The sequence below is a fragment of the Streptomyces sp. NBC_01381 genome (genome assembly GCF_026340305.1).
GTDB lineage: Bacteria > Actinomycetota > Actinomycetes > Streptomycetales > Streptomycetaceae > Streptomyces.
Window position 1 is genome coordinate 2,575,878 of the sequence record NZ_JAPEPI010000002.1, and the last position, 20,837, is coordinate 2,596,714.

Annotated in this window: 18 protein-coding genes; 5 read left to right on the plus strand and 13 right to left on the minus strand. The window is 72.5% G+C overall.

All coding sequences use genetic code 11. The annotated features are described in order from the left end of the window. Nucleotides 1–129 precede the first annotated feature (129 nt). Entirely contained in the window at nucleotides 130–585 is a 456-nt protein-coding gene (locus OG453_RS33040) for a MarR family winged helix-turn-helix transcriptional regulator (RefSeq protein WP_266872226.1), read from the plus strand. A gap of 5 nt (nucleotides 586–590) precedes the next feature. Here OG453_RS33040 and OG453_RS33045 read toward each other — a convergent pair whose 3' ends face one another. After that, a complete protein-coding gene (locus OG453_RS33045) occupies nucleotides 591–1,439 on the minus strand; it encodes a hypothetical protein (RefSeq protein WP_266872227.1) in 849 nt (282 codons plus the stop codon). A gap of 147 nt (nucleotides 1,440–1,586) precedes the next feature. Here OG453_RS33045 and fes point away from each other — a divergent pair, with 147 nt between their 5' ends. After that, nucleotides 1,587–2,864 (plus strand): enterochelin esterase, encoded by a 1,278-nt coding sequence (fes, locus tag OG453_RS33050; RefSeq protein ID WP_266872228.1) that lies wholly within the window; start codon nucleotides 1,587–1,589, stop codon nucleotides 2,862–2,864. Here the strand turns inward: fes and OG453_RS33055 are convergent. From OG453_RS33055 to OG453_RS33095, 9 genes are all read right to left on the minus strand, one after another. Then, nucleotides 2,834–3,454 carry a 4'-phosphopantetheinyl transferase superfamily protein gene (locus tag OG453_RS33055; RefSeq protein WP_266872229.1) on the minus strand — a complete coding sequence of 207 codons (621 nt, stop codon included), beginning with the start codon at nucleotides 3,452–3,454 and terminating at the stop codon, nucleotides 2,834–2,836. The two genes, fes and OG453_RS33055, sit on opposite strands and share 31 nt — an antisense overlap. Next, nucleotides 3,451–3,648 (minus strand): MbtH family NRPS accessory protein, encoded by a 198-nt coding sequence (locus tag OG453_RS33060; RefSeq protein ID WP_266872230.1) that lies wholly within the window; start codon nucleotides 3,646–3,648, stop codon nucleotides 3,451–3,453. Before OG453_RS33060 ends, OG453_RS33055 begins: the two co-directional genes overlap by 4 nt. Beyond that, the gene (locus tag OG453_RS33065; protein ID WP_266872231.1) at nucleotides 3,645–7,529 is read right to left on the minus strand and encodes an amino acid adenylation domain-containing protein; all 3,885 of its coding nucleotides are present in this window, start codon (nucleotides 7,527–7,529) and stop codon (nucleotides 3,645–3,647) included. The genes OG453_RS33060 and OG453_RS33065 overlap by 4 nt, the downstream gene beginning before the upstream one ends. Beyond that, the gene (locus OG453_RS33070) at nucleotides 7,526–7,756 is read right to left on the minus strand and encodes a phosphopantetheine-binding protein (protein ID WP_266872232.1); all 231 of its coding nucleotides are present in this window, start codon (nucleotides 7,754–7,756) and stop codon (nucleotides 7,526–7,528) included. The genes OG453_RS33065 and OG453_RS33070 overlap by 4 nt, the downstream gene beginning before the upstream one ends. A gap of 1 nt (nucleotide 7,757) precedes the next feature. Next, nucleotides 7,758–8,390, minus strand: coding sequence for an isochorismatase family protein (locus OG453_RS33075; protein WP_266872233.1), 633 nt, complete (start codon nucleotides 8,388–8,390; stop codon nucleotides 7,758–7,760). A 51-nt stretch (nucleotides 8,391–8,441) separates the two neighbouring features. After that, nucleotides 8,442–10,079, minus strand: coding sequence for a (2,3-dihydroxybenzoyl)adenylate synthase (locus OG453_RS33080; RefSeq protein ID WP_266872234.1), 1,638 nt, complete (start codon nucleotides 10,077–10,079; stop codon nucleotides 8,442–8,444). Beyond that, nucleotides 10,076–11,296, minus strand: coding sequence for an isochorismate synthase DhbC (dhbC, locus tag OG453_RS33085; protein ID WP_266872235.1), 1,221 nt, complete (start codon nucleotides 11,294–11,296; stop codon nucleotides 10,076–10,078). Before dhbC ends, OG453_RS33080 begins: the two co-directional genes overlap by 4 nt. 69 nt (nucleotides 11,297–11,365) lie before the next feature. Continuing rightward, the gene (locus OG453_RS33090) at nucleotides 11,366–12,151 is read right to left on the minus strand and encodes a 2,3-dihydro-2,3-dihydroxybenzoate dehydrogenase (RefSeq protein WP_266872236.1); all 786 of its coding nucleotides are present in this window, start codon (nucleotides 12,149–12,151) and stop codon (nucleotides 11,366–11,368) included. Continuing rightward, nucleotides 12,148–13,137 carry an iron-siderophore ABC transporter substrate-binding protein gene (locus OG453_RS33095; RefSeq protein WP_266872237.1) on the minus strand — a complete coding sequence of 330 codons (990 nt, stop codon included), beginning with the start codon at nucleotides 13,135–13,137 and terminating at the stop codon, nucleotides 12,148–12,150. Before OG453_RS33095 ends, OG453_RS33090 begins: the two co-directional genes overlap by 4 nt. Before the next feature lie 226 nt (nucleotides 13,138–13,363). Between OG453_RS33095 and OG453_RS33100 the strand changes: the two genes are divergently transcribed. The 3 genes from OG453_RS33100 (at nucleotide 13,364) to OG453_RS33110 (ending at nucleotide 16,829) form a co-directional block, all read left to right on the plus strand. Then, a complete protein-coding gene (locus tag OG453_RS33100) occupies nucleotides 13,364–14,383 on the plus strand; it encodes an iron ABC transporter permease (protein ID WP_266873214.1) in 1,020 nt (339 codons plus the stop codon). 536 nt (nucleotides 14,384–14,919) lie between these two features. Next, the gene (locus OG453_RS33105) at nucleotides 14,920–15,966 is read left to right on the plus strand and encodes an iron chelate uptake ABC transporter family permease subunit (RefSeq protein WP_266873215.1); all 1,047 of its coding nucleotides are present in this window, start codon (nucleotides 14,920–14,922) and stop codon (nucleotides 15,964–15,966) included. A gap of 5 nt (nucleotides 15,967–15,971) precedes the next feature. After that, nucleotides 15,972–16,829 (plus strand): ABC transporter ATP-binding protein, encoded by an 858-nt coding sequence (locus OG453_RS33110; RefSeq protein WP_266872238.1) that lies wholly within the window; start codon nucleotides 15,972–15,974, stop codon nucleotides 16,827–16,829. Between the two features lie 200 nt (nucleotides 16,830–17,029). Here OG453_RS33110 and OG453_RS33115 read toward each other — a convergent pair whose 3' ends face one another. The 3 genes from OG453_RS33115 to OG453_RS33125 all read right to left on the minus strand — a co-directional run bounded on the left by OG453_RS33115 (nucleotide 17,030) and on the right by OG453_RS33125 (nucleotide 20,586). Further along, nucleotides 17,030–18,166: an amidohydrolase gene (locus OG453_RS33115; RefSeq protein WP_266872239.1), complete on the minus strand. Its 1,137-nt coding sequence runs from the start codon at nucleotides 18,164–18,166 to the stop codon at nucleotides 17,030–17,032. A 111-nt stretch (nucleotides 18,167–18,277) separates the two neighbouring features. Beyond that, the gene (locus OG453_RS33120; protein WP_266872240.1) at nucleotides 18,278–19,729 is read right to left on the minus strand and encodes a VWA domain-containing protein; all 1,452 of its coding nucleotides are present in this window, start codon (nucleotides 19,727–19,729) and stop codon (nucleotides 18,278–18,280) included. Then, nucleotides 19,726–20,586: a MoxR family ATPase gene (locus OG453_RS33125; protein WP_266872241.1), complete on the minus strand. Its 861-nt coding sequence runs from the start codon at nucleotides 20,584–20,586 to the stop codon at nucleotides 19,726–19,728. Before OG453_RS33125 ends, OG453_RS33120 begins: the two co-directional genes overlap by 4 nt. Between the last annotated feature and the right edge of the window lie 251 nt (nucleotides 20,587–20,837).

Here is a 20,837-nt window from a genome sequence, read left to right on the forward strand (position 1 = left end):
CCCGCACGGTGATGTGCACTATACATATGACATGCATCATGCATGCGCCGAGTACGATGCATCATGTGCGGCAGGGCCGGTGCGGGCAGCCCTGCCCTGTAAAGCGCCGGGAGTCGGAGGATGCCTCACATGGAGAAGCCCGTTGGCCGGGTCGAGTTCGAGACCATGCTGCTCGGGCGGCACTCGCACCTGTACAACCCCCGGACGCGCGCCACCGGCGGGCGCCTGGACCGCAGTGCGTACGTCCTGCTCAGCCGCATCCAGATGGACGGGCCGATGTCCATCGGCCAGCTCAGCGAGGCCTTCGGGCTCGACGCGTCCACCCTGAACCGGCAGACCGCGGCCATGCTGCGCGCCGGACTCGTCGAACGCATCCCCGACCCCGACGGCGGCCTGGCCCGCAAGTTCCGCATCTCCGCCGAGGGCGAGCATCAACTCGACGCCGACCGCGCCGATTACACCGGAGGCTTGGAGAAGGTGTTCAGCGACTGGGCGCCGGAGGACGTGGCCACCTTCGCCGACTACCTCCAGCGCTTCAACGGCGACATCGAGCGGCTCGAAGGGCACCCCTGGCCGCGCCCTTGAGGGGCTTACTTCTTGAGGCTCTCCATCGCCGTACGGGTGTCGGTCTCCAGCATCTTCCGGACCTCGGCCTCCTTTGGCTGGGCGGCCTTGTCGTCCGGGGCTCCGTAAGAGCTCCAGTGCATCTGGATCGTGAACCAGCCCGCGCGCACGGCGAGCGTCATGCTGGTGAGGGAGTCCTTGTCCGTGCCGCTCTTCTCGGTCACCAGATACGCCTCGTCGCCGATGCCGCTCACGGCCTTCGTCGTGTAGCCGTACGTCTTCTGCGACTGGTCCTCGAACGCCTTCCACTCCGAGGCGAACTCGCCCGCCGGGTCGGTCGTCTTGTGCCACCGGGCGGTGGAGTAGACGTAGGTGCTCGCGTACGAGTCGGCGGCCGCCGCCGGGTCCTTCAGCTTGTGGCTGCAGTAGCTCTGGTCGAGCCCCTTCTGCCGGGAGCCGTAGTGCGTGGTCGCGGTGGAGTCCGTGTCGAGCGTGTACTCCTTCTGGAACGCCTCGAGCTTCGTGGCGTCGCAGAGGTTCTTCGTGTACTGGTGACCGGCGAAGTCCGCGTCGCCGCCGTCGCCCGAGCCGAGGTTGCCGGTGGCGAAGAGCGCCCCCGCCCACAGGGCCGACGCCACGACCACGCCGCCGAGCCCCCAGGCCCACCCCGGCGTCGGTCTGCGTGGACCGGCCGGAGGCGCCGGCGGGCCGCCCACGGGAGCCGGGGGCTGGCCGTAAGGGCCCGGCTGCTGGGCGTACGGGCCGGGCTGCTGGCCGTAGGGCTGAGGGGGTACCGCGCCCGGAGGCTGCTGGTACGGATTGGGGTTCGGGTTCGGCTGGTACGGGCCCGGCTGCGGCGGGTTCGGTATCGACATAAGCGGCAATGTACAGCGGCCGGGCGGCTCTCCCGGCGTGTGGGCCGCGGGCTCTCCCGGCGTGCGGCCGCGGGCGCCGGGGCCTGGCCGACCTGCGGCGGCGCCTCTCAAGTAAGGTCACCCTTATCGACTCCTGGAGGCCTCCCCATGCCGCTGACCGCTCCCCCCGACGGGACCACCCGCCGGCCGCCCCGCATCGCCCGGCCGCGGCCCGTAGAGCGCGCGTCCAGTGCCTGGGTGGACCGGGCCGTGGAGCGGGGCGACTTCTGGGGAGCCGTACGGGCGGCGGGCGGGGCGCCGATCGTCGAGCCCGATCCGCAGGGCGATGCCGACCACCGGGTGGTCACCTTCCTGTGGCGGGGGAGCGAGGCGGCACGTGCAGTCCTCGTACTCCCGAACAAGATCGTTGATCCGCGTGACCTCGCGCGCAATCTGATGGAGCGCGTACCGGGCACCGACATCTGGCACTGGTCGATCCGGATGCGCGCCGACTGGCGGGCCACCTACACCCTCTGCGTGGACGAGGGCGAAGGGCCGCAAGGGCAAGGCGAGTACTGGGCCTGGCTGCGCGGCCGCCAGCAGGGCGACCCGCTGAACTCCCGGACCCTGGCCCGGCGTTGGGGCGGCGATCCGGTGTCGTACGTCGAGCTGCCGGGGGCCCCGCGCGGCGAGGACTGGCAGCGGCGCGATGGCGTCGCGCGCGGTACCGTCACCACCCACACCGTCCGCAGCGAGCTGCTCGGCAACGAGCGTCCCGTCCATGTGTACGAGCCGCCGGGCGGCGGGGACGACCTGCCCGTCCTCGTCCTGATGGACGGCGAGATGTGGCAGCCGGGCCTCGATGTCGCCGCGCTCCTGGACAACCTCATCGCGGACGGCCGCATCCCGCCGCTGGTCGCCCTGCTTCCCGATTCCCTGGACTCGGACCTGCGCTGGGCCGAACTCGCCTGCAACGAACGCTTCGTGGGGTTCCTGGAGCGCGAACTGCTGCCCTGGGCGGCGGGGCGCCTTCCGCTGACCGACGACCCGGCCCGCACCGTCGTCGCGGGCCAGAGCCTCGGCGGCCTCACCGCCGCCTATGCGGCCTTCGCGGCGCCGGGACGCTTCGGCCGGGTCCTTGCGCAGTCCGGGTCCTTCTGGTGGCCCGACGGCCCCGACCTCGATAGCTCCGAGTGGCTGACCGGCCGCATCGCCGCGAGCGAGAAGCTGCCCGTCCGGTTCTGGCTCTCGGCCGGTGAGCAGGAATGGGTGGCACTCCCCGCCCTGCGCAGGCTGCGCGACACCTTGCGGGAGAAGGGGTACGACGACGCCGTGTACCGCGAGTACAACGGCGGGCACGACTATCTCTGCTGGCGCACCGAGCTGGCGGACGGGCTCGTAGGCCTGCTGGGCGCTCAGGCGGCGACCGCGACCGCCGCCGCGTAGCCCTCGGGGACGGTCACGTCCGTCACCTGCCAGCCCGGCACCGGCGTGGGTACGGACCCGGTGCCCACCAGCAGTGCCGTCATCCCGTCACCGGCGAGACCCGCGCCCGTCCCCTTCAGGCACGCCTCCTTGCGGGTCCAGCAGCGGGCGAAGGCGAGCGGCCGCTCGGGGGCCGGGAGCGCGGCCAGTTGGGCCCGCTCCCAGGGGTGCAGGGCCGCCGCCACGTCGTCCACCACGCTCGCCGCGGGCAGCCGCTCGATGTCGACGCCGACCGGACGGTCCGCGAAGGCGAGCAGGGCGAGGCCGCCCGTGTGCGACAGCGAGAAGTGCGGGCCCGCGCCCCCGGCCACGGCGGGACGGCCGTGCGGCCCGCCGCATCCGGGGCACGGCAGACGCACGAGCTCCACCGCCGCCGGTTCGACGGACAGATACGCGCCGAGCCTGCGCCGCAGCGCGGTGTGCGCCGCCACGTACACCGCACGGTCCGCGGGACGCCGCAACGCCGCCGCCCGGCGCCGCTCATCGGCATCGAGTACCGAGACGTCGATGTCGCAGAGCGGGGCCGGGCGTACGAGGTGGAGATCCGTCACGCGGGCGGAGCCTGGAGATGGGCCACGCAACGGCCGTACGGCTCAGGGCCGTACACCGTCCGCCATCCCTCGGGAGCCGCGCGGAACGCCGGCCACAGGGAGTGCTCGCCGCGCGCGTTCTCCAGGACCAGATGCGTCGGCTCCGCGGCGTCGTCCGCGCCGGTCGGATCGAAGGGTCCTGCTGTGATCGTCATGCGTGGTCCAGCTCCTTGAGTCGGGTGGCGAGGACGGCGCAGATCTCGTCGAGACGCCGCGGCTGGGTCAACTCCGGGTGCAGACAGTCCACATCGTGGTTGTCGATCTCACCACTGACGTACGGCGCCCAGGCTTCGCGCGTCAGCCAGTCCTCGGCGCGCGGCGCGGACGCCGTGAAGAACAGCGCGTCGCCGTCGAAGGCCCGGTGGTCGTGCTCACGCATCAGCCGCGCGTTGTTGACCACGATGTCGATCACCGCGGTGAGAGTCCGGTCGGGAAGACCGGCCAGGGCGCTGCCCTCGCGGTGCAGCGTCGCCAGGACGTCTTCGCGGGTCAGCTCGCCTGTCCGGTCGTAACCGGCCATCCGCAGCAGCGCCGTCAGGGCGTCCGCCTCGGCCGGGATCGCCGAGTCGCGCCACTGGTCCGACGGGTAGGCGTCGAGCAGTGCGAGCAACTCGACCTGCTCGCCCGCCTCTTGGAGGAGTACGGCGACGGTGTGCGCGAGGACGCCGCCGACCGACCAGCCGAGCAGCCGGTAGGGGCCGTGCGGCTGTGCGCCGCGCAGGGCGTCCACGTACTCGGCCGCCATGTCCTCCATCGAGGACGGGAGTTGCCCCTCGCCGTGCAGACCGTGCGCCTGCAGCCCGTACACCGGCTGCCCCGGGTCGAGCCGCGAGAGGAGACCCGAGTAGCACCAGCTGATGCCGCCCGCGGGGTGGAACGCGAACAGCGGGGTGCGGTCGCCGCCCGCGCGCAGCGGGAGCAGCACGTCCAGGGCGTGATCGGCCTCGCCACGGTCCGCGTCCAGGTGGGCGGCGAGCGCCGCCGGGGTCTGCGCCTGGAAGAGCGTGCCGATGGTGAGCTCCGCGCCCAGCGTGTCACGGACCCTGGCGACGAGCCGGGCCGCGAGCAGCGAGGTGCCGCCGAGGTCGAAGAACGCGTCGTCCACGCCCAGTTGGGGCACGCCGAGGATCTCGGCGAAGAGCCGGGTGAGGGTCTCCTCGCGGTGGCCGCTGGGCACCCGGCCGCCGTCGGCCGACCCCTCGAAGGAAGGGGCGGGCAGCGCGCGCCGGTCCAGCTTGCCGTTCGGGCTGAGCGGGAAGTCGTCCAGGACCACGATCGCGCCCGGAACCATGTAGTCCGGCAGCGTCCGGGCGAGACGGGTGCGCAGCGCCTCGGGGTCCGGGGCCCCCGCCCCGTCGGCCGTGACGTACCCGACGAGCCGCTGGTCGCCCGGACGGTCCTCGCGGACCAGGACGCTGGCCGCGCTCACCGCCGGATCGCCGGCCAACTCGGCCTCGATCTCGCCCAGTTCGATGCGCAGGCCGCGCAGCTTCACCTGGTGGTCGGTGCGGCCCAGGTACTCGATCTCGCCGTGTTCCGTCCAGCGCGCCAGGTCGCCCGTGCGGTACATCCGGGTGCCGGACGGGCCGTAGGGGTCGGCGACGAAACGGGACGCGGTCAGCTCGGGGCGTCCCAGGTACTCGATCGCCAGCTGGGTGCCGGCGAGGAACAACTCGCCCTGCACGCCGGGCGGGCACGGCTGGAGCGCCGCGTCCAGGACGTACAGACGGGTGTTCCAGACGGGCTTGCCGATCGGGACGGGGCCCGTCGCGGCGGTCGCGCACGGGTGGTACGTCACATCGACGGCCGCCTCGGTCGGACCGTACAGATTGTGCAGCGGTACGCCGTCCAGGACGCGCCCGAAGTCGCGGACCGTCTCGCGCGGCAGCGCCTCGCCGCTGCAGAAGACGTGCCGCAGGCCCGAGCAGTCCGCCGCGGCGGGCTCGGCCAGGAACACCTGGAGCATCGACGGCACGAAGTGGCAGACGGTGACGGCCTGTTCGCGGATGACGCGGGCCAGATACGCCGGATCCTTGTGACCGCCCGGGTCGGCGACGACCAGCGTCGCGCCGACCCGCAGCGCCCAGAAGAACTCCCACACCGACACGTCGAATCCGGACGGCGTCTTCTGCAACACCCGGTCACCGGGGGCGAGTTCGTACTCGTGCTGCATCCAGCGCAGCCGGTTGTCGATCGCCGAGTGCGGCACGACGACGCCCTTGGGGCGGCCCGTCGAACCGGAGGTGTAGATGACGTACGCCGGGTGGTGCGGGGTGAGCGCGCGCGGCGGGTCGTAGCTCCCGTACGGCGTCGTGTCCAGGCGGTCGAGGGCGACGAGCGGGATGCCCGACGCGGGCACCCGGTCCGCGCGGTCCGCGATCACGCAGGCCGGATCGGCGTCGCCCAGCATGTACGCGAGGCGGTCCGCCGGATAGTCCGGGTCCAGCGGGAGATAGGCGCCGCCCGCCTTGAGCACGGCGAGGAGCGTGACCACCAGGTCGAGGGAGCGGGGCACCGCCACCGCGGCGAGGGCGCCCGGCCGTACGCCGATCTCGATCAGATGGTGGGCGAGCCGGTTCGCGCGGGCGTTCAGCTCGGCGTACGTCAGCTCCTTGTCGCCGAAGACGAGGGCCGTGGCGTCCGGGGTGCGGACCGTCTGGGCCTCGATCGGGCCGATCAGCGTGGTGGGCGGCACCGGGTGCGCGGTGGCGTTGAACTCCTCGATGACAAGGGCGAGTTCGGAGCGGCGCGCGATGGTGTGCTCGGCGAGCGCGGCATGCGGCTCGGCCTGCGAGAGGCGCTCCAGGAGCTCCATGAACCGCGCCTGGTGCACGCCGAGTTCGTCCGGCTCGTACAGGGCCGGATTGCCGTCGTAGTCGATGCGCAGGCCGCTGCCGTCCGCGCGGTCGTAGATGTTGACCGTGAGGTCGTCGACCGGCCCCGCCGACAGGTTGTGGGCGTCGGTGCGGGCACCCGCGAAGGTCAGGCCGTAGTCGAACGGCATCACGTTGACCAGGGGCCCGACCAGCGAGCGGCCGTCGCCCAGGAGGCCCAGGTCGCGGCGGATGTCCTCGTAGCGGTAGCGCTGGTGGCGGCGGGCGGCGCGGATGCCGAGCACCACCTGCCGGGTCAGCTCGGCGAACGTCGCCTGCGGGGTGACGGTGAGCCGCAGCGGCAGCACGTTCATCACCATGCCGGGCACGCGGAGCGCCACCGAACCCATCCGGCCCATCATCGGCAGACCGAGCACCACCTCGGCGGAGCCGGTGGCCCGCGAGACGTACAGCGCCTGCGCGGCGACGAGCACCTCCGGCCAGGTCGCCCGCATCGAGGTCGCCGACTCCCGCAGCCGCGACGTCGCTTCGGGGGAGAGGTGGGCGGTGCGGCGGTGGAAGGTGCGGGAGGGCAGGGCGGTGCGCCCGGCCAGGTTCGGCGCGTCGGGGCGGTCGCAGAAGGCCTCGCCCCAGTGCCTGCGGTCCTTGTCGTACGTCTCGGAAGCGCGGTAGGCGGTGTCCTCGTCGACCAGGTCGGCGAGCCGCCCGAAGGGACTGTCGGCCGGGGTCTCGCCCGCGGCGAGCGCGGTGTAGACGTCGGCGGTGCGGCGGGCGAGGAGCGAGTAGCCGAAGCCGTCCATCACGATGTGGTGCACCCGCTGGTACCACAGCCACCGCTCGTCGCCCACGCGGAACAGCGCGTGCGCGAACAGCGGCCCCGCCGCCAGGTCGAACGGCGTGGCGAGGTCCTCGCGCATCCACGCCCGCGCCTCGGCGTCCGGGTCCGCGGCGGCGCGCAGATCGCGCACCTTCAGCGGCAGCGTGGGGTCGGTGACCTCCAACTGGCTCGGCCCTTCGGCCCCTTCGATGATCCGTACGCGCAGGGCGTCGGCCTCGGAGACGACCTGCCGCAGCGCGTCCGCGAACACGGACGGGTCGATCGGCCCGTGGATCTCCAGGCACTCGGCGGTGTTCTGGGCCGGGCTCCCGGGGTCGAGGGCCTGGGCGAACCACATGCCCGACTGGGCAGCGGTGAGCCTCATGCGGAGGCTCCCAGAATCGGCGCCCAGGCCTCGATGGCGGGCTGCTCGGCCAGGTCGACGAAGGTGGCGGTGATCTCGTGCTCCCGGCGCCAGCGCTCGATGAGCGCCATGATGCGTACGGAGTCGAGGCCGTAGTCGACCAGGTTCTCGTCGACGGGAATGTCGGCCGGGTCCTCGCCGAGCACGTCCGCGACGTCCGCCCGGATGATTTCCACGCTGAGCGCCATGTCAGATCCCCTTCAGAACCGCGTCGGTGGTGGTGACGACCGCGCAGCGGCCCGCCGCGTAGCGCAGCGCCATGTCGTGGTCCTCGCGGGAGAAGTCGGCGACGGCGTCGGCCACGACGAACGCCTGCACGTCACGCATCCACGCGTCGCACGCCGTCATCAGGACGCCGATGTGCGCGTACACGCCGACGATCACGATCTGGTCCCGGCCCGCATCGCGCATCCGCTCCTCGAGGTCGGTACGGACGTACGCGCTGTACTTCCACTTCGTGATCACCGTGTCGCCGGGCTCCGGCGCGACCGGACCCGCGATCGCCTTCGCGTGCTCGTCGTCCGGCAGGCCAGGGCCCCAGAAGTCCTGCTGGAGACCGCGCTCTTCGGGGGACTGGCCGCCCGGCTGGGCCGAGTACAGGACCGGCATGCCGGCCGCGCGCGCCGCCTTCGCCAACTCGCCCACGTTGGCGAGGAGTTCGGTGGTCGGCGAGGTGTCGGGGGTGTACGCGGTCAGGAAGTGGTTCTGCAGGTCGTGGACGAGCAGCACCGCCCGCCGCGGGTCGACGTTCCACGCGACGCGGTTGTCGGGCAGTTCTTCGGGTGCGGGCATCGGGTACGGCGTGACGGCAGGGAGCGCCATGGTCGGTGGCCTTTCGGTGAAGCTCAGGAATGCGGGAGGAACGGGTGCTGCTCAGCTGTCCGGGGTCGCGGCGCTCGTCCGCTGGTCCTTCTTGCTGACCTTGCCGATGCCGGTCTGCGGGAAGGCGGTCACGAACTCCACCCGGTCGGGCACCTTGTACGCGGCGAGCCCCCGCTCGCGCACGAACTTCTTGATGGTGACCGGCTTGAGCGGTTCGGCGTCCTCGCGCGGGATGACATAGGCGAGGGTCCGCTCGCCCAGGTACTCGTCGGGGACGGCGACGACCGACACGTCGTGGACGTGCGGGTGGCCGAGGATGATGTTCTCGACCTCCTCCGGGGCGATCTTCTCGCCGCCCCGGTTGATCTGGTCCTTCGCCCGGCCCTCGACCACCAGGTGGCCGGTGGGCGTGCGGCTGACGATGTCGCCCGTGCGGTAGAAGCCGTCGGCGGTGAACGAGCGTGCGTTGTGCTCGGGGGCGCGCCAATAGCCACGGATGGTGTAGGGGCCGCGGGTCAGCAGATGGCCGGACTCGCCGTCGGGCACGTCCTGGTCGGCGTCGTCCACGATGCGGATCTCGTCGGCGGGGGAGATCGGCCGCCCCTGCGTGGTGACGATCGTCTCGGCCGGGTCGTCCAGGCGCGTGTAGTTGACCAGGCCCTCGGCCATCCCGAAGACCTGCTGCAGGGTGCAGCCGAGCGCGGGGGCGACCCGGCGGGCCGCCGCCTCGCTGAACTTCGCGCCGCCCACGAGCAGCACGTCGAGGCTGGAGATGTCGTACGGAGTGGTGCGTCCCGCGTCGGTCCACACCAGGGCGAGCGGCGGGACGAGACCGGTGATGGTCACCTTCTCCCGCTCGATGATCGGGAACGCGGTGTCCGGGTCGGGCAGCGGGCACATCACGACGCGGCCGCCCGCGTACAGCAGACCCAGCGAACCCGGCGACGAGAGCGGGAAGTTGTGCGCCGCGGGCAGCGCCACGAGGTAGACGGACTCCTCGGTCACCCCGCAGAGCTCGTTGGAGCCCCACAGCGAGTACATGTAGTCGTCGTGGGTGCGGGGGATCAGCTTGGGTACGCCGGTGCTGCCGCCGGACAGCTGGAGGAACGCGAGGTCGGACGGCGCGGGTCCTTCGATCTCGACCGGCTCGCACGGCACGTCGGCGAGCGCCGTGTGCTCGCCGGGCTCGCCCACCACGAACACGTCGCGCAGCGTGGGCACTTCGGCGCGGACCTTCGCCGCGAGGTCGCGGTGGTCGAAGCCGCCGACCCGGTCGGGGATGACGTAGGCGACGGCCTCGGTGAACTCGCAGAAGTAGTGGATCTCCGTCTCGCGGTGCGCGGGCAGCGCGAAGACCGGCAGGGCGCCGATCCGGAAGAGCGCGAAGACCACCTCGAAGAACTCGGCGACGTTCGGGAGCTGGACGACGACCCGGTCGCCCTTGGTGATGCCGCGGGCGGCGAATCCGGCGGCCAACCGGTCGGCGCGCACGTCGAGTTCGCCGTACGTCCAGTTGCGGTCCCCGTCGGTGATCGCGACCCGGTCCGGGTGCGCTTCGGCGCGCTCGCGGAGCATGCCGCCGAACGTCTCGCCGCGCCAGTAGCCGGCGGCGCGGTACCGCTCGGCGAACTCGTCGGGGATGCGCGGCGCGTCCACGCCGCTGTATGCCGTCGTCATCGGTGTCGTCATCGGTCGACCCCCACCGCGTCCAGGAACGTACGGAACTTGGCGCCCGTCTCGGCCCGTTCGGCCTCGGGCGAGGAGTCGGCGACGACGCCCGCGCCCGCGAAGAGCCGCAGCCGGCCGCTGCCGTTCTCCCGCTCATCGGCCTCCGCGCAGCGGATCGTGACGACCCACTCGCCGTCGCCCTGCGCGTCGCTCCATCCGACCATGCCGGTGTAGTGACCGCGGTCGAAAGGCTCCAACTCGCCGATCACGCCACGGGCGTGGCCGGTCGGGGTGCCGCAGACGGCCGGGGTCGGGTGCAGGGCGCACGCGAGGTCCAGGGCGGAGGTGGCCGGGTCGGCGAGCTCACCGGTGACGGTCGTCGACAGGTGCCACATCGTCGCCGTGCGGACCAGCGTGGGCCGCTCGGGGACGTCGAGGTCGGTGCAGAACGGGGCGAGGGCCTTGTGCACGGCGTCCACGACGACCGCGTGCTCGTGCAGGTCCTTCGCCGATTCGAGCAGGGCGGCCGCCCGGCGCACGTCCTCGGCGAGATCGGCCGAGCGCGGCGTCGAACCCGCGAGGGGGTTGGCGGTCAGCCGGTCGCCGTGCCGGGAGACGAGGAGCTCGGGGCTCGCGCCGAGGAGGGTGCGGCCGGGGCCGCTCGGCACGGCGAAGGAGTATCCGTGCGGGTCGCGGCGGGCCAGGCGCTGCAGCATCGCGGGCAGGTCGAGCGGGCCCTCGGTGTCGAGCTGCAGGGTGCGGGCGAGCACGACCTTGTCGAACTCGCCGCTCTTCATGCGCCGTACGGCGGCCTCCACCGAGGCGGCGTACTCCTCGCCCGAAGGGACCTCGCGCACCTGCCAGCCGCCGGCCGTGGCGGGCGGCGGGGTGGGCAGGGCGACGAGCGGATCGGTGCGCAGGGCGGGCGCCCAGCGGACCGCTTCGGGCACGCTGAGCACGGCGGGCGCGGCGGGGTCGAAGGGGATGGAGCCCACCACGACCGGGGCCTGATTGCCCGCGCGCCGCTGCGCCTGCAGCGTTGCGGCGACCCGCTCGGTCAACGGCCGCTCGTCGTGCGGGACTTCGGCGGCCGAGCCGTGGGCGAGGAGGGTACGGGTGGGCGACGCGAAGAACCGGGTGTCGCCCGGCTGGTAGGCGTCGAGCAGTGCGGTGGCCGCGCCGACGGCCCCGGGGGTGTGGGGGGCGGCGAGCGCTACCGCGTCATGGGCGGGTGTCACGGGTGACTCCTCGTCAAGTCTCGTCAGTCTCGTGAAAGTCTCGTCAAGTAAGGGAGGGCGGCGCGGCGTTCAGGCGCGCAGGGTGGCGCCGCCGTCCACGTACAGGTCGTGCAAAGTGATGTGCCGGGCCCGGTCGGAGACCAGGAAGGCGACGGCGTCGGCGATGTCGGCGGGGTCCGCGATCCGGCCGAGCGGAATGCCGACCCGGTAGGAGGCGGAGTCGCCGTTGATGACACGCTCGGCGGCCTCGGCGTGGTCGTCCGTCCACAGCTGCCGCTGCATGTCGGTGTCGGTGGAGCCGGGCGACACGACGTTGCAGCGCACGCCGTCGCGGGCGACTTCGAGGCCGAGGCATTTGGTGAACATGGTGGCCGCCGCCTTCGACGCGGCGTACGCGGCCATCTGGGTGCGGGGCACCCCGGCCGCGTTCGAGCCCACCGTCACGATGGAGCCCTTGCCCCGTGCGGTCATCCGGCGGGCCGCGGCGCGCGCCGTGTGGAAGACGCCGTTCGTGTTGACCGCGAAGGTCTCGGCCCAGTCGGCGTCGGAGAGTTCGACGACCGGGGCGGGCCGCAGGACGCCCGCCACATTGACGAGGATGTCCAACGGCCCTGCCGTGTGCTCGACTTCGTCGACGGCCGCGTCCACGGCGGCCGCGTCGGTGACATCGAGGACGAGGCCGGTGATGCCCGAGCCCGATTCCTGCAGCTTGACGTCGGGCGACCGGTCGGCGGCCACGACCCGCGCGCCGCGTTCGGCGAGCGCGCGGGCCACGGCCTTGCCGATGCCCCGGTTCGCGCCGGTGACAAGGGCGACCCGGCCGGAAAGCTCCGACTCCGCTATGCCGGAGGTCACTTGGCCATCGCCTTCTCTATGTCACCGAGGACCGAGACGGCGGCCTGCGCGCCACCGAGGCTGGTCCACTTCGAGCCGTCGATCTCGGTGACGTGGCCCTTCTTGACCGCGTCGAGCTCCTTGTACGCGGCCTTGCCCTTCAGCTCCTTGAAGAGGTCGGCGTCCGGGCCCTTGGCGGCGAGCGTGCCGATGAACAGCCAGTCGGCGTCGATCTGCTTCAGGTCCTCGTCGCTGAGCGGCGTCGAGTGGCCCTGGCCCTTGTCGTTCTGGATGCCGGGACGCTTGAAGTCCAGGTCCTTCAGGACGTCGGAGATGAACACGCCCTGCTGCATGACGGCGGTGCCCTTGGCGGAGTAGCGGGCGACGGAGACGCTGGAGCCCGCCTTGTCGCCGAGCTTCTTCTTCAGGGCGGCGGCCTTGGTGTCGTAGTCCTTGAGGAACGCGGTGGCCTCGTTGGACTTGCCGAGCACCTTGCCGGTGAGCTCCAGGGACTTCTTCCAGTCCTTGGTCTTGTCGATGGTCACGACCGTCGGCGCGATCGCCTTGAGCTGCTTGAGCACCTGCTGGTCGGCGAGCTGTCCCGCGAGGATGACGTCCGGCTTGGCCTGCAGGACCTTCTCGATGTCGGGTCCGGTGACGGCGCCCACGACCGGGATGCCCTTGGCCTGGTCGGCCAGGTACTCGGGGGCGCCCTTCTGGCCGCGGCCCGCGGACAGGCCGACCGGCTTGACCTTCAGGGCGAGGGAGGAGTCCAGGTCCATCTCGCTGAGCGCGATGACCTTCTCCGGATTGGCCGGAACCTTCACCTCCGCACCGGTGGCGTCGGTCACCGTGACGTCCTTCGCGGCGTTCTTCGCCTTGTCGCCGGAGCCGGAGCCGGAGTCGTCGGACGAGTCCGAACCGCAGGCGGAGAGCGTGAGCGCGGAGGCGATGGCCAGGGCTGCTACCGCGGTCAGCCGGGTGCGCGGGATGTGGTTCGAGGACATGTCCGTGATCTCCATGCTTCAGTCGCCCGGGGGGTCAATCCGGACGTAAGGGATATCTCTGCCGTGTCAGGGCATGGCGAACTGGCCCTGACGGAACAGGGAGTTCGCCCGCACCCCGACTCGGGGCGCTAGGTCAAGGTTAGGTTAGGCTAAGTTCATGTTGGTTGCGCAAGGGGGGCAGGTCCCAACGTCCGGATCCAGACCTCCCATACCGGACTTGGCCAAGATGCATCGCCCCACGCTGTGGGCGGCCGCCGCGCTGCTCGTTCTGCTCCTGCTGCTCGGCCTGCTTTCTCTCCTGGTCGGGTCCGGGTCGACGCCGATGGGCCGTGCCTGGGACTTCCTCATGGGGGATCCCTCCGCGCGGGCCGACGCCCAGATCCGGCTCGCGGTCATGGACGTACGCCTTCCGCGTACGCTCGCCGGCCTCCTGGTCGGCATCGCGCTCGGCGCGGCGGGCTGCCTCCTGCAGGCCGTCACCCGCAATCCGCTCGCCGAGACGGGACTCCTCGGGGTCAACTCGGGGGCGGCGCTCGGCGTGGTGATCGGTCTCACATACTTCGAAGTGACGTCCGCGTACGGGGTGTTGGTGTGGGCCCTGGTCGGCGGCATGGCTGCGAGCGCGGTGGTCCTGCTGCTCGCCGCGTCGGGACGGGCCGCGGGCTCGCCCCTTCGCCTCGTCCTGGCCGGGTCGGCGCTCGGCGCGACGTTCCACGGCATGACGTCGTACGTCCTGCTCGGCACGCAGTCGACCTTCGACACCTACCGCTACTGGACCATCGGTTCGCTCGCCGGCATCAAGACGTCCGAGACCTACCCGCTGATCCCCATTATCGCGGCCGGTCTCGTCATCGCCTTCTGCTGCGTACGGCCGCTGTCCGCCCTCGCGCTCGGTGACGACAGCGCGCGGTCGCTCGGCCACCACCCCGGCCGCATCCGCCTGATCGTCGCGGCGGCGGTCACGCTGCTCGCCGGATCGGCGGTCGCCCTCGCGGGACCGATCGCCTTCCTCGGCCTGCTCGCCCCGTACGCCGCACGGGCCGTCACCGGACCGCGGATCGCGGGCCAGTTGGTGCTGTCCGCGCTCGTCGCGGCCAACGTCATGATCGTCGCCGACCTCCTGGCCCGCGTCGTCATCCGCCCCTGGGAGACCCCGGTGAGCGTCCTACTCGCCTTCATCGGCGGCCCGTTGCTGATCTGGATCGCGCGGTCGCAGCGGATGTCGACGGCGGGGGTGGGCGCGTGAGTGCCGAGCGGATGCCTGAGGGTGCGGCGGGCGCGGGGGGTGGCGGGGCGTCGGATTCCGCGCCGGGGGCCTCCGCGCCGGACCGTGCTGCGGACGCTACGCGAGGGCGCGGGTCGAGCCGGGCGTCGGGCTCGGCGTCGGGTGGGGTGTCGGGTTCCGCGCCGGGTTTCCCGGAGGAGTGTGCTGTGGAAGCCACGCGAGGGCGCGGGTCGAATCGGGCGTCGGGCTCGGCGTCGGGTGGGGTGTCGGGTTCCGCGCCGGGTTTCCCGGAGGAGTGTGCTGTGGAAGCCACGCGAGGGCGTGCGTCGAATCGGGCGTCGGGCTCGGCGTCGGGTGGGGTGTCGGGTTCTGCGTCGGGTTTCCCGGAGGAGTGTGCTGTGGACGCCACGCGAGGGCGTGCGTCGTACGGTGCGGTCGGCTCGGCGTCGGACTCGACGTCGGGCGGTTCGCAGGGCTCCGCACCTGATGCCGTACCCGGTGCCGACGCCGGCGGCCCGCCGGATTCCGTTCACGGCCGTGCGCAGCACCCCGCCGACGTGACCCCGCCCGACTCCACGGCGGTCCGCGTCGGGACCTTCTCCTGGCTCTTCCCCTACCGCAGCGCCCTGGCCGCCGTCGGCCTCACGCTGCTCATCGCGGTGGTCGTCTCCCTCGCCGCCTTCGCCAGTTCGACCGGGATGAGCTTCTCCGACAGCCTCTCCGGGCTACTCGGAACCGGCGACTCCGCCACCGTCATGCTCGTCCAGGACTTCCGGCTTCCGCGCATCGCCGTGGGCCTCATGGTCGGCGCGGCGCTCGGCATCGCCGGATGCCTCACCCAGACCCTGGCCGGCAACCGGCTCGCCACACCGGACATCATCGGCGTCAACGAGGGCGCCACCGCGGCCGTCGTCGCCTCCGTCGTCGGCTCGTCCACCGGGATGATCGGCGACTGGTGGCTCGGCCCGCTCGGCGCCGCCGCCGCGGCCATGGTCGTCGTCGCCTGCGCGGGCGGCGCGGGCAGCGGCGGCTACCGGATCCTCGTCGTGGGCATCGGCGTCTCCACCGTCATCGGCGCCGTCACCGACCTCGTGATGTCCCGTGAGAACGACAACACCGCGGGCGGCGTCTTCCTCTGGACGGTCGGCTCGCTCAACGGCCGCGACTGGAGCGTCGGTACGCCCCTGGCGTTCGTTCTCCTCGTCCTGGTCCCACTGGCCCTGGTCGCCGGAAGCCGCCTCCAACTCCTCCGCTTCGACGACGACATGGCGGCCACCCTCGGCGTCAACGTCCGCCGGGTGCGCGCCGCGACCCTCGCGCTCGCCGTCGCCCTGTCCGGCGCGGCCGTCGGCATCGGTGGCCCGATCGCCTTCGTCGCACTCGCCGCACCAGTCGTCGCAACCCGGCTCAGCGGCCCCACCCGCGTACCCGTCATCGGCTCGGCCCTGGTCGGCGCGGCCCTCGTGGGCGGCGCCGACGCGCTCGGCCGGGTCATCGCGCCCGTGGAGATCCCGGTCGGCGTCGTCACCAGCGTGCTCGGCGGACCCTTCCTCCTGTGGGTCCTCTTCGGCAAGAACTCCCAGCAGCAGAGCGGAAAGGCCTGACCCCCGTGCAACTGACCGTCGAGGCGCTCACCTCCGGCTATCCAGGGCACACCGCCGTGGACGGCGTCGACCTGACCATCCCCAGCGGACAGGTCGCCGCGATCGTCGGCCCCAACGGCTGCGGCAAGTCGACCCTGCTGCGCTCCATCTCCCGGCTCCACAAGCCGAGTTCGGGCACGGTGCGCGCCGGGGACGAGGACGTGTGGCAGCTCACCCAGCGCCGCGCGGCCCACCGCATCGCGCTGCTCGCCCAGTCCCCGCAGGCACCGGAGGCGGTCACCGTCGCCGGGCTCGTCCGGTACGGCCGCCACCCCCACCAGGGCCTCTTCCGCCAGTGGTCGCGCGAGGACGAGACGGCCGTACGGGACGCGCTCGACGCCACCGGCACCACCGACCTCGCCGCGCGCCGCCTCGACCACCTCTCCGGCGGCCAGCGCCAGCGCTGCTGGCTCGCGATGGTCCTCGCGCAGGAGACACCGATCGTGCTGCTCGACGAGCCGACCAGCGCGCTCGACCTCGGCCACGCGGTCGAAGTTCTCTCCCTGGTACGGGAGGTGGCCGCCGCGGGCCGCACCGTCGTCATGGTCCTGCACGACCTGGCGAGCGCCGCGCGGTACGCCGACACCGTGATCGCGATGAACGCGGGCAAGGTCGTGGCGAACGGCCCCGCCCGCGAGGTGGTGACCGCCGCCCTGGTCAAGGAGCTGTACGGCATCGAGGCGGACATCCTTCAGGCGCCGGGAGACGGCTCACCGGTGGTGGTGCCGACGATGCCTGCGAAGGCGGACGCAGGGGCGGACACGAAGGCGGACATGGGGGCGGCGGCCACGAAGGCGGACACGAAGGTCACGACGACCGGCTGATCGATCGGATCGCGCCGGCCGCGACAGCTTCGATCGGCGCGATGGTCACGACGACCGGCTGACGGTTCAGATCGCGACGCCCGCGACTGTCACGACACCCGCGACTGTCACGACACCCGCGGCTGTTCACGACACCCGCGACTGTCACGACCGGCGTGACCGTGACGACCCGCGCGACCGTCACGCTAGCCGTGCGACCGTCATGACGTCCGCGCGGCCGCGAAGTCCGACGCCGTCCACGCCAGCCCCACCGCCCCGTCGATCATGGCCTGCTCGGCGGCCGGCGTCGCGGCCGCCGCGGCGAACTCCGGCTGGTGCGGGGCGCAGCCGCCCCCGCTGATGTCGAGCACCGGGTGGATCGACGGCACGACGTGCGACACGTTGCCCATGTCGGTGGAGGCGAACGGGCCGCGCTGCTGCGGCTCGGGCCGCCCGAGCTCCCGGGCGTTGGCCGCCCACAACTCGGTGAGCGCCGCATCGGACCGGAAGTCGAGATAGTCGGGCGCGGGCTGCTCCAGATCCAGCGCGCACCCGGCGGCGAGCGCCCCCGCACGGAAGCAGTCGGCCACTCGCTCGCGCAGCTCCCGCAACTCCTCGACGGACGGCGTCCGCAGCGCGTACGCGGCGCTCGCCCGCTCGGGAATGGCGTTGAGCGCGGTCCCCGCCTCGGTGGTGATCCCGTGCACCTTCCACTCGCCCGGCAGCTGCTGCCTGAGCAGCCCGAGCGCCACCTGCGCCACGGTCAGCGCGTCCGCCGCGTTCCGCCCGTCCTGCGGGTTGAGCGTGGCGTGCGCGGACTTCCCCGTGTACGTCGCCGAGAGCGCCCCCATCGCGTACGAACGGAAGTCGGCCACCTCGAACGGGCAGGGGTGGATCATCATCGCCGCGTCGACCCCGTCGAAGGCACCGGCGTCGATCAGCAGCGCCTTGCCGGCCCCGCTCTCCTCGGCAGGGGTCCCCAACACGCGGACGGTGAGCCCCAGTTGATCCGCGAACGGAGCGAGCCCGAGCGCGGCTCCGACGCCCGCCGCCGCGATGAGATTGTGCCCGCAGGCATGCCCCATCCCCGGCAGCGCGTCGTACTCACAGGCCAGCGCGACGGTCACCGGACCCGACCCCACGGTCGCCTCGAAGGCGGTCTCGAGCCCGTACGCGGGAGCGGTCACCGCGAAGCCGTGGTCGCGCAGCACATCGGCACACCACCCGGCGGCCCGCCGTTCCTCGAAGGCGATCTCCGGATGGCCGTGGATCCGCCGGCTGAGCCCGACGAGCTCTTCGCGCACCTCGCCGATCCGCTCCTGGATCAGCTCCTTGACCTGGCCCGCACTGCCTGCCACGCATCCTCCTTGCCCAGTCCTTCGCCCCCGCCCTGGACAGCTTAAGGTCGCTCGGTCCGAGAGCCGTCGCCCACGCCTGGGCGGAGCCGGACCTTGGCGGCCACCGGCCGCTCACACCGGAAGGAGACGCCCGATCAGCGCGCTGAGCTGCCGCGCGTTGCGGCACTCGTACATCTCGACGAGCTCGGCGTAGGTGCCGGCCACCGAGTCGCCGGTCTGCCACAGGGCGCGGCGTTCGGGGTTGAGCCAGTAGACCCGCCGGGCGCGCGATGCGATGTCGCGCAGGGCGTGGACATTCGGGTCGCTCATGTTCGTGCGGGCGTCGCCGAGGATGAAGACCGTGCTGCGCGGGGTGATCACCCGCGTATGGCACTCGGCGAACTCGCCGAGTGAGGTGCCGTAGTCGCTGCCCCCGTGATAGCGCGTCACGGCGGCCGCGGACATGATGCGGCCGCTGAGGCCCTCGGGGTCGGCCGAGCCGCGCGCGATGAGGTCGGTCACCTCGTCGACGCGGTTGACGAAGGCGAACACCCGCACCTTGCTGAACTGGTCGTGCAGCGCCTGCACCAGGAGCATCGTGAAGTTGGCGAAGCCCGCCACGGAGCCCGACACGTCGCACAGGAGCACCAGTTCGGGACGGACCGGGCGACGGCGGCGCAACACGGGGCGCATCGGGACGCCGCCCGTGGACAGCGAGCCGCGCAGCGTGCGGCGCAGGTCGATCCGGCCGCGGGCCGCACGGCGGCGGCGTGCGGCGAGCCGGGTGGCGAGCTTGCGGGCCAGCGGCTGCACCGCCCTGCGGAGTTCGTCGAGCTGGGCGCGGCCCGCGATCAGGAAGTCGACGCGGTCGGCGGTCGGGGCGATCGCCCGCCGCGCGATCTGGTCCGCGCCACGCCGCTCGGCCACCCTGCGGCGGGCCTCGCCGCCCACGAGGGTGCGGAAGTCCTCGATGCGGCGGCGGATCTCGTCCGCTTCGATGCGGTCGGTGAACCCGGAGTCGGCGGAGCCCGCGCGGATGGCGGCCAGAACGCGCGCCAGGAGCGTCTCCGGGCGCAGACGCTGCAGCGTCTGGTGCGATGACCAGCCGTCCGAACCGCCGGAGCCGCCGGAGCCGCCGGAGTCACCGGACCCGTCCGAGCCACCGGATCCACCGGACCCATCCGCCCCCGGACGCGTGCCGTACCCGCCCATGCCGTCCACTGCCTCCGCCGCCAACTGGGCAAGGAGCGCCCGGTCGTTGGCGGCGAGTGCGGCGGTGAGGCGGTCGCGCAGCTCGTCCCTGTCGAACTCCCGCCCGGCGCCGTCCAGCGCATCGGGAGCGCCGACCCTGCGCGGAAAGTACAGGTCGAAGACCGGATCGAAGACCGGGCGCTGCCCCTCGCTGTGCAGCAGCGCCGCCGCCAGACCCTCGCGCACCCGCTCCCGGTCGCTCAGACCGAGGGCCTCGATCGCCTGCCCGGCGTCCACCGTCTCGCCCGTACCGATCCGGATGCCGTGCGAACGCAGCGCCTGGACGAGGGCCGTCAGACGCTCGGGGACGCCGGTCGGGGAGGGCGCGTTCACACGGCGTCCAGGTCCAGCTTGGCCGCCGCCTTCAGCACGTCGTCCTGGTGCTTGAGCACGACGCCGAGACTGTCGCGTACGACGTCCTCGTCCAGGGAGTCGGCGCCCAGGGCGAGCAGCGTGCGGGCCCAGTCGATGGTCTCCGCGACCGACGGCACCTTGCGCAGGTCCATCGCGCGCAGCGCGCCGACCACCCGCACCACGGACCGGGCGAGCGTCTCGTCGAGCCCCGGCACCTTCAGCCGTACGATGCGGCGCTCCAACTCCTCCTCGGGGAAGCCGATGTGCAGGAAGAGGCAGCGGCGGCGCAGCGCCTCGGACAGCTCGCGGCTCGCGTTCGAGGTGAGGACGGTGAACGGGCGCCGCGTCGCGGTGATCGTGCCGAGTTCGGGGACGGTGACCTGGAAGTCGCTGAGCACTTCGAGGAGCAGCCCCTCCACCTCGACGTCCGCCTTGTCGGTCTCGTCGATCAGGAGGACCTTGGGGTCGCTGCCGCGGATGGCGGTGAGCAGCGGGCGCGGCAGCAGGAACTCCTCGCTGAAGATGTCCGTACGCGTCTCGTCCCACGACTCGTCGCGGCCCGCGGTGATGCGCAGGAGCTGCTTGGCGTGGTTCCACTCGTACAGGGCGCGGGACTCGTCCACGCCCTCGTAGCACTGGAGCCGCACGAGCGTCGCGTCCGCGACCTCCGCGACCGCCTTGGCCAGCTCGGTCTTGCCGACGCCCGCCGGACCTTCCACGAGGAGGGGCTTGCCCAGGCGGTCGGCGAGGAAGACGGTCGTGGCGACGGCGGTCGACGCCAGATACCCCGTCTCGGCGAGCCGCTCGGCGACATCGTCCACGGATGTGAAGAGCAACGGAGCCTCCGGTGGGCACTGGGCACTGGGCACTGGGCACTGGGCACTGGGCGTTGGGCACGAGCACTGCGCACGGGCACGGGGCGCAGAACGACGCGATGACTCCCGCCACTTGATCAGCCTCCCGGCCCCCTCCACAACGGGGAGGCCGAGTTTGCGTCGTACGTCACGTGGCGCCGCGGCACCGGCCGCGGGCTGCTGGGTCTTGTCCTGAGACCCACCAGGGCCCCGGCGTCCTTCTTGCATCCCCC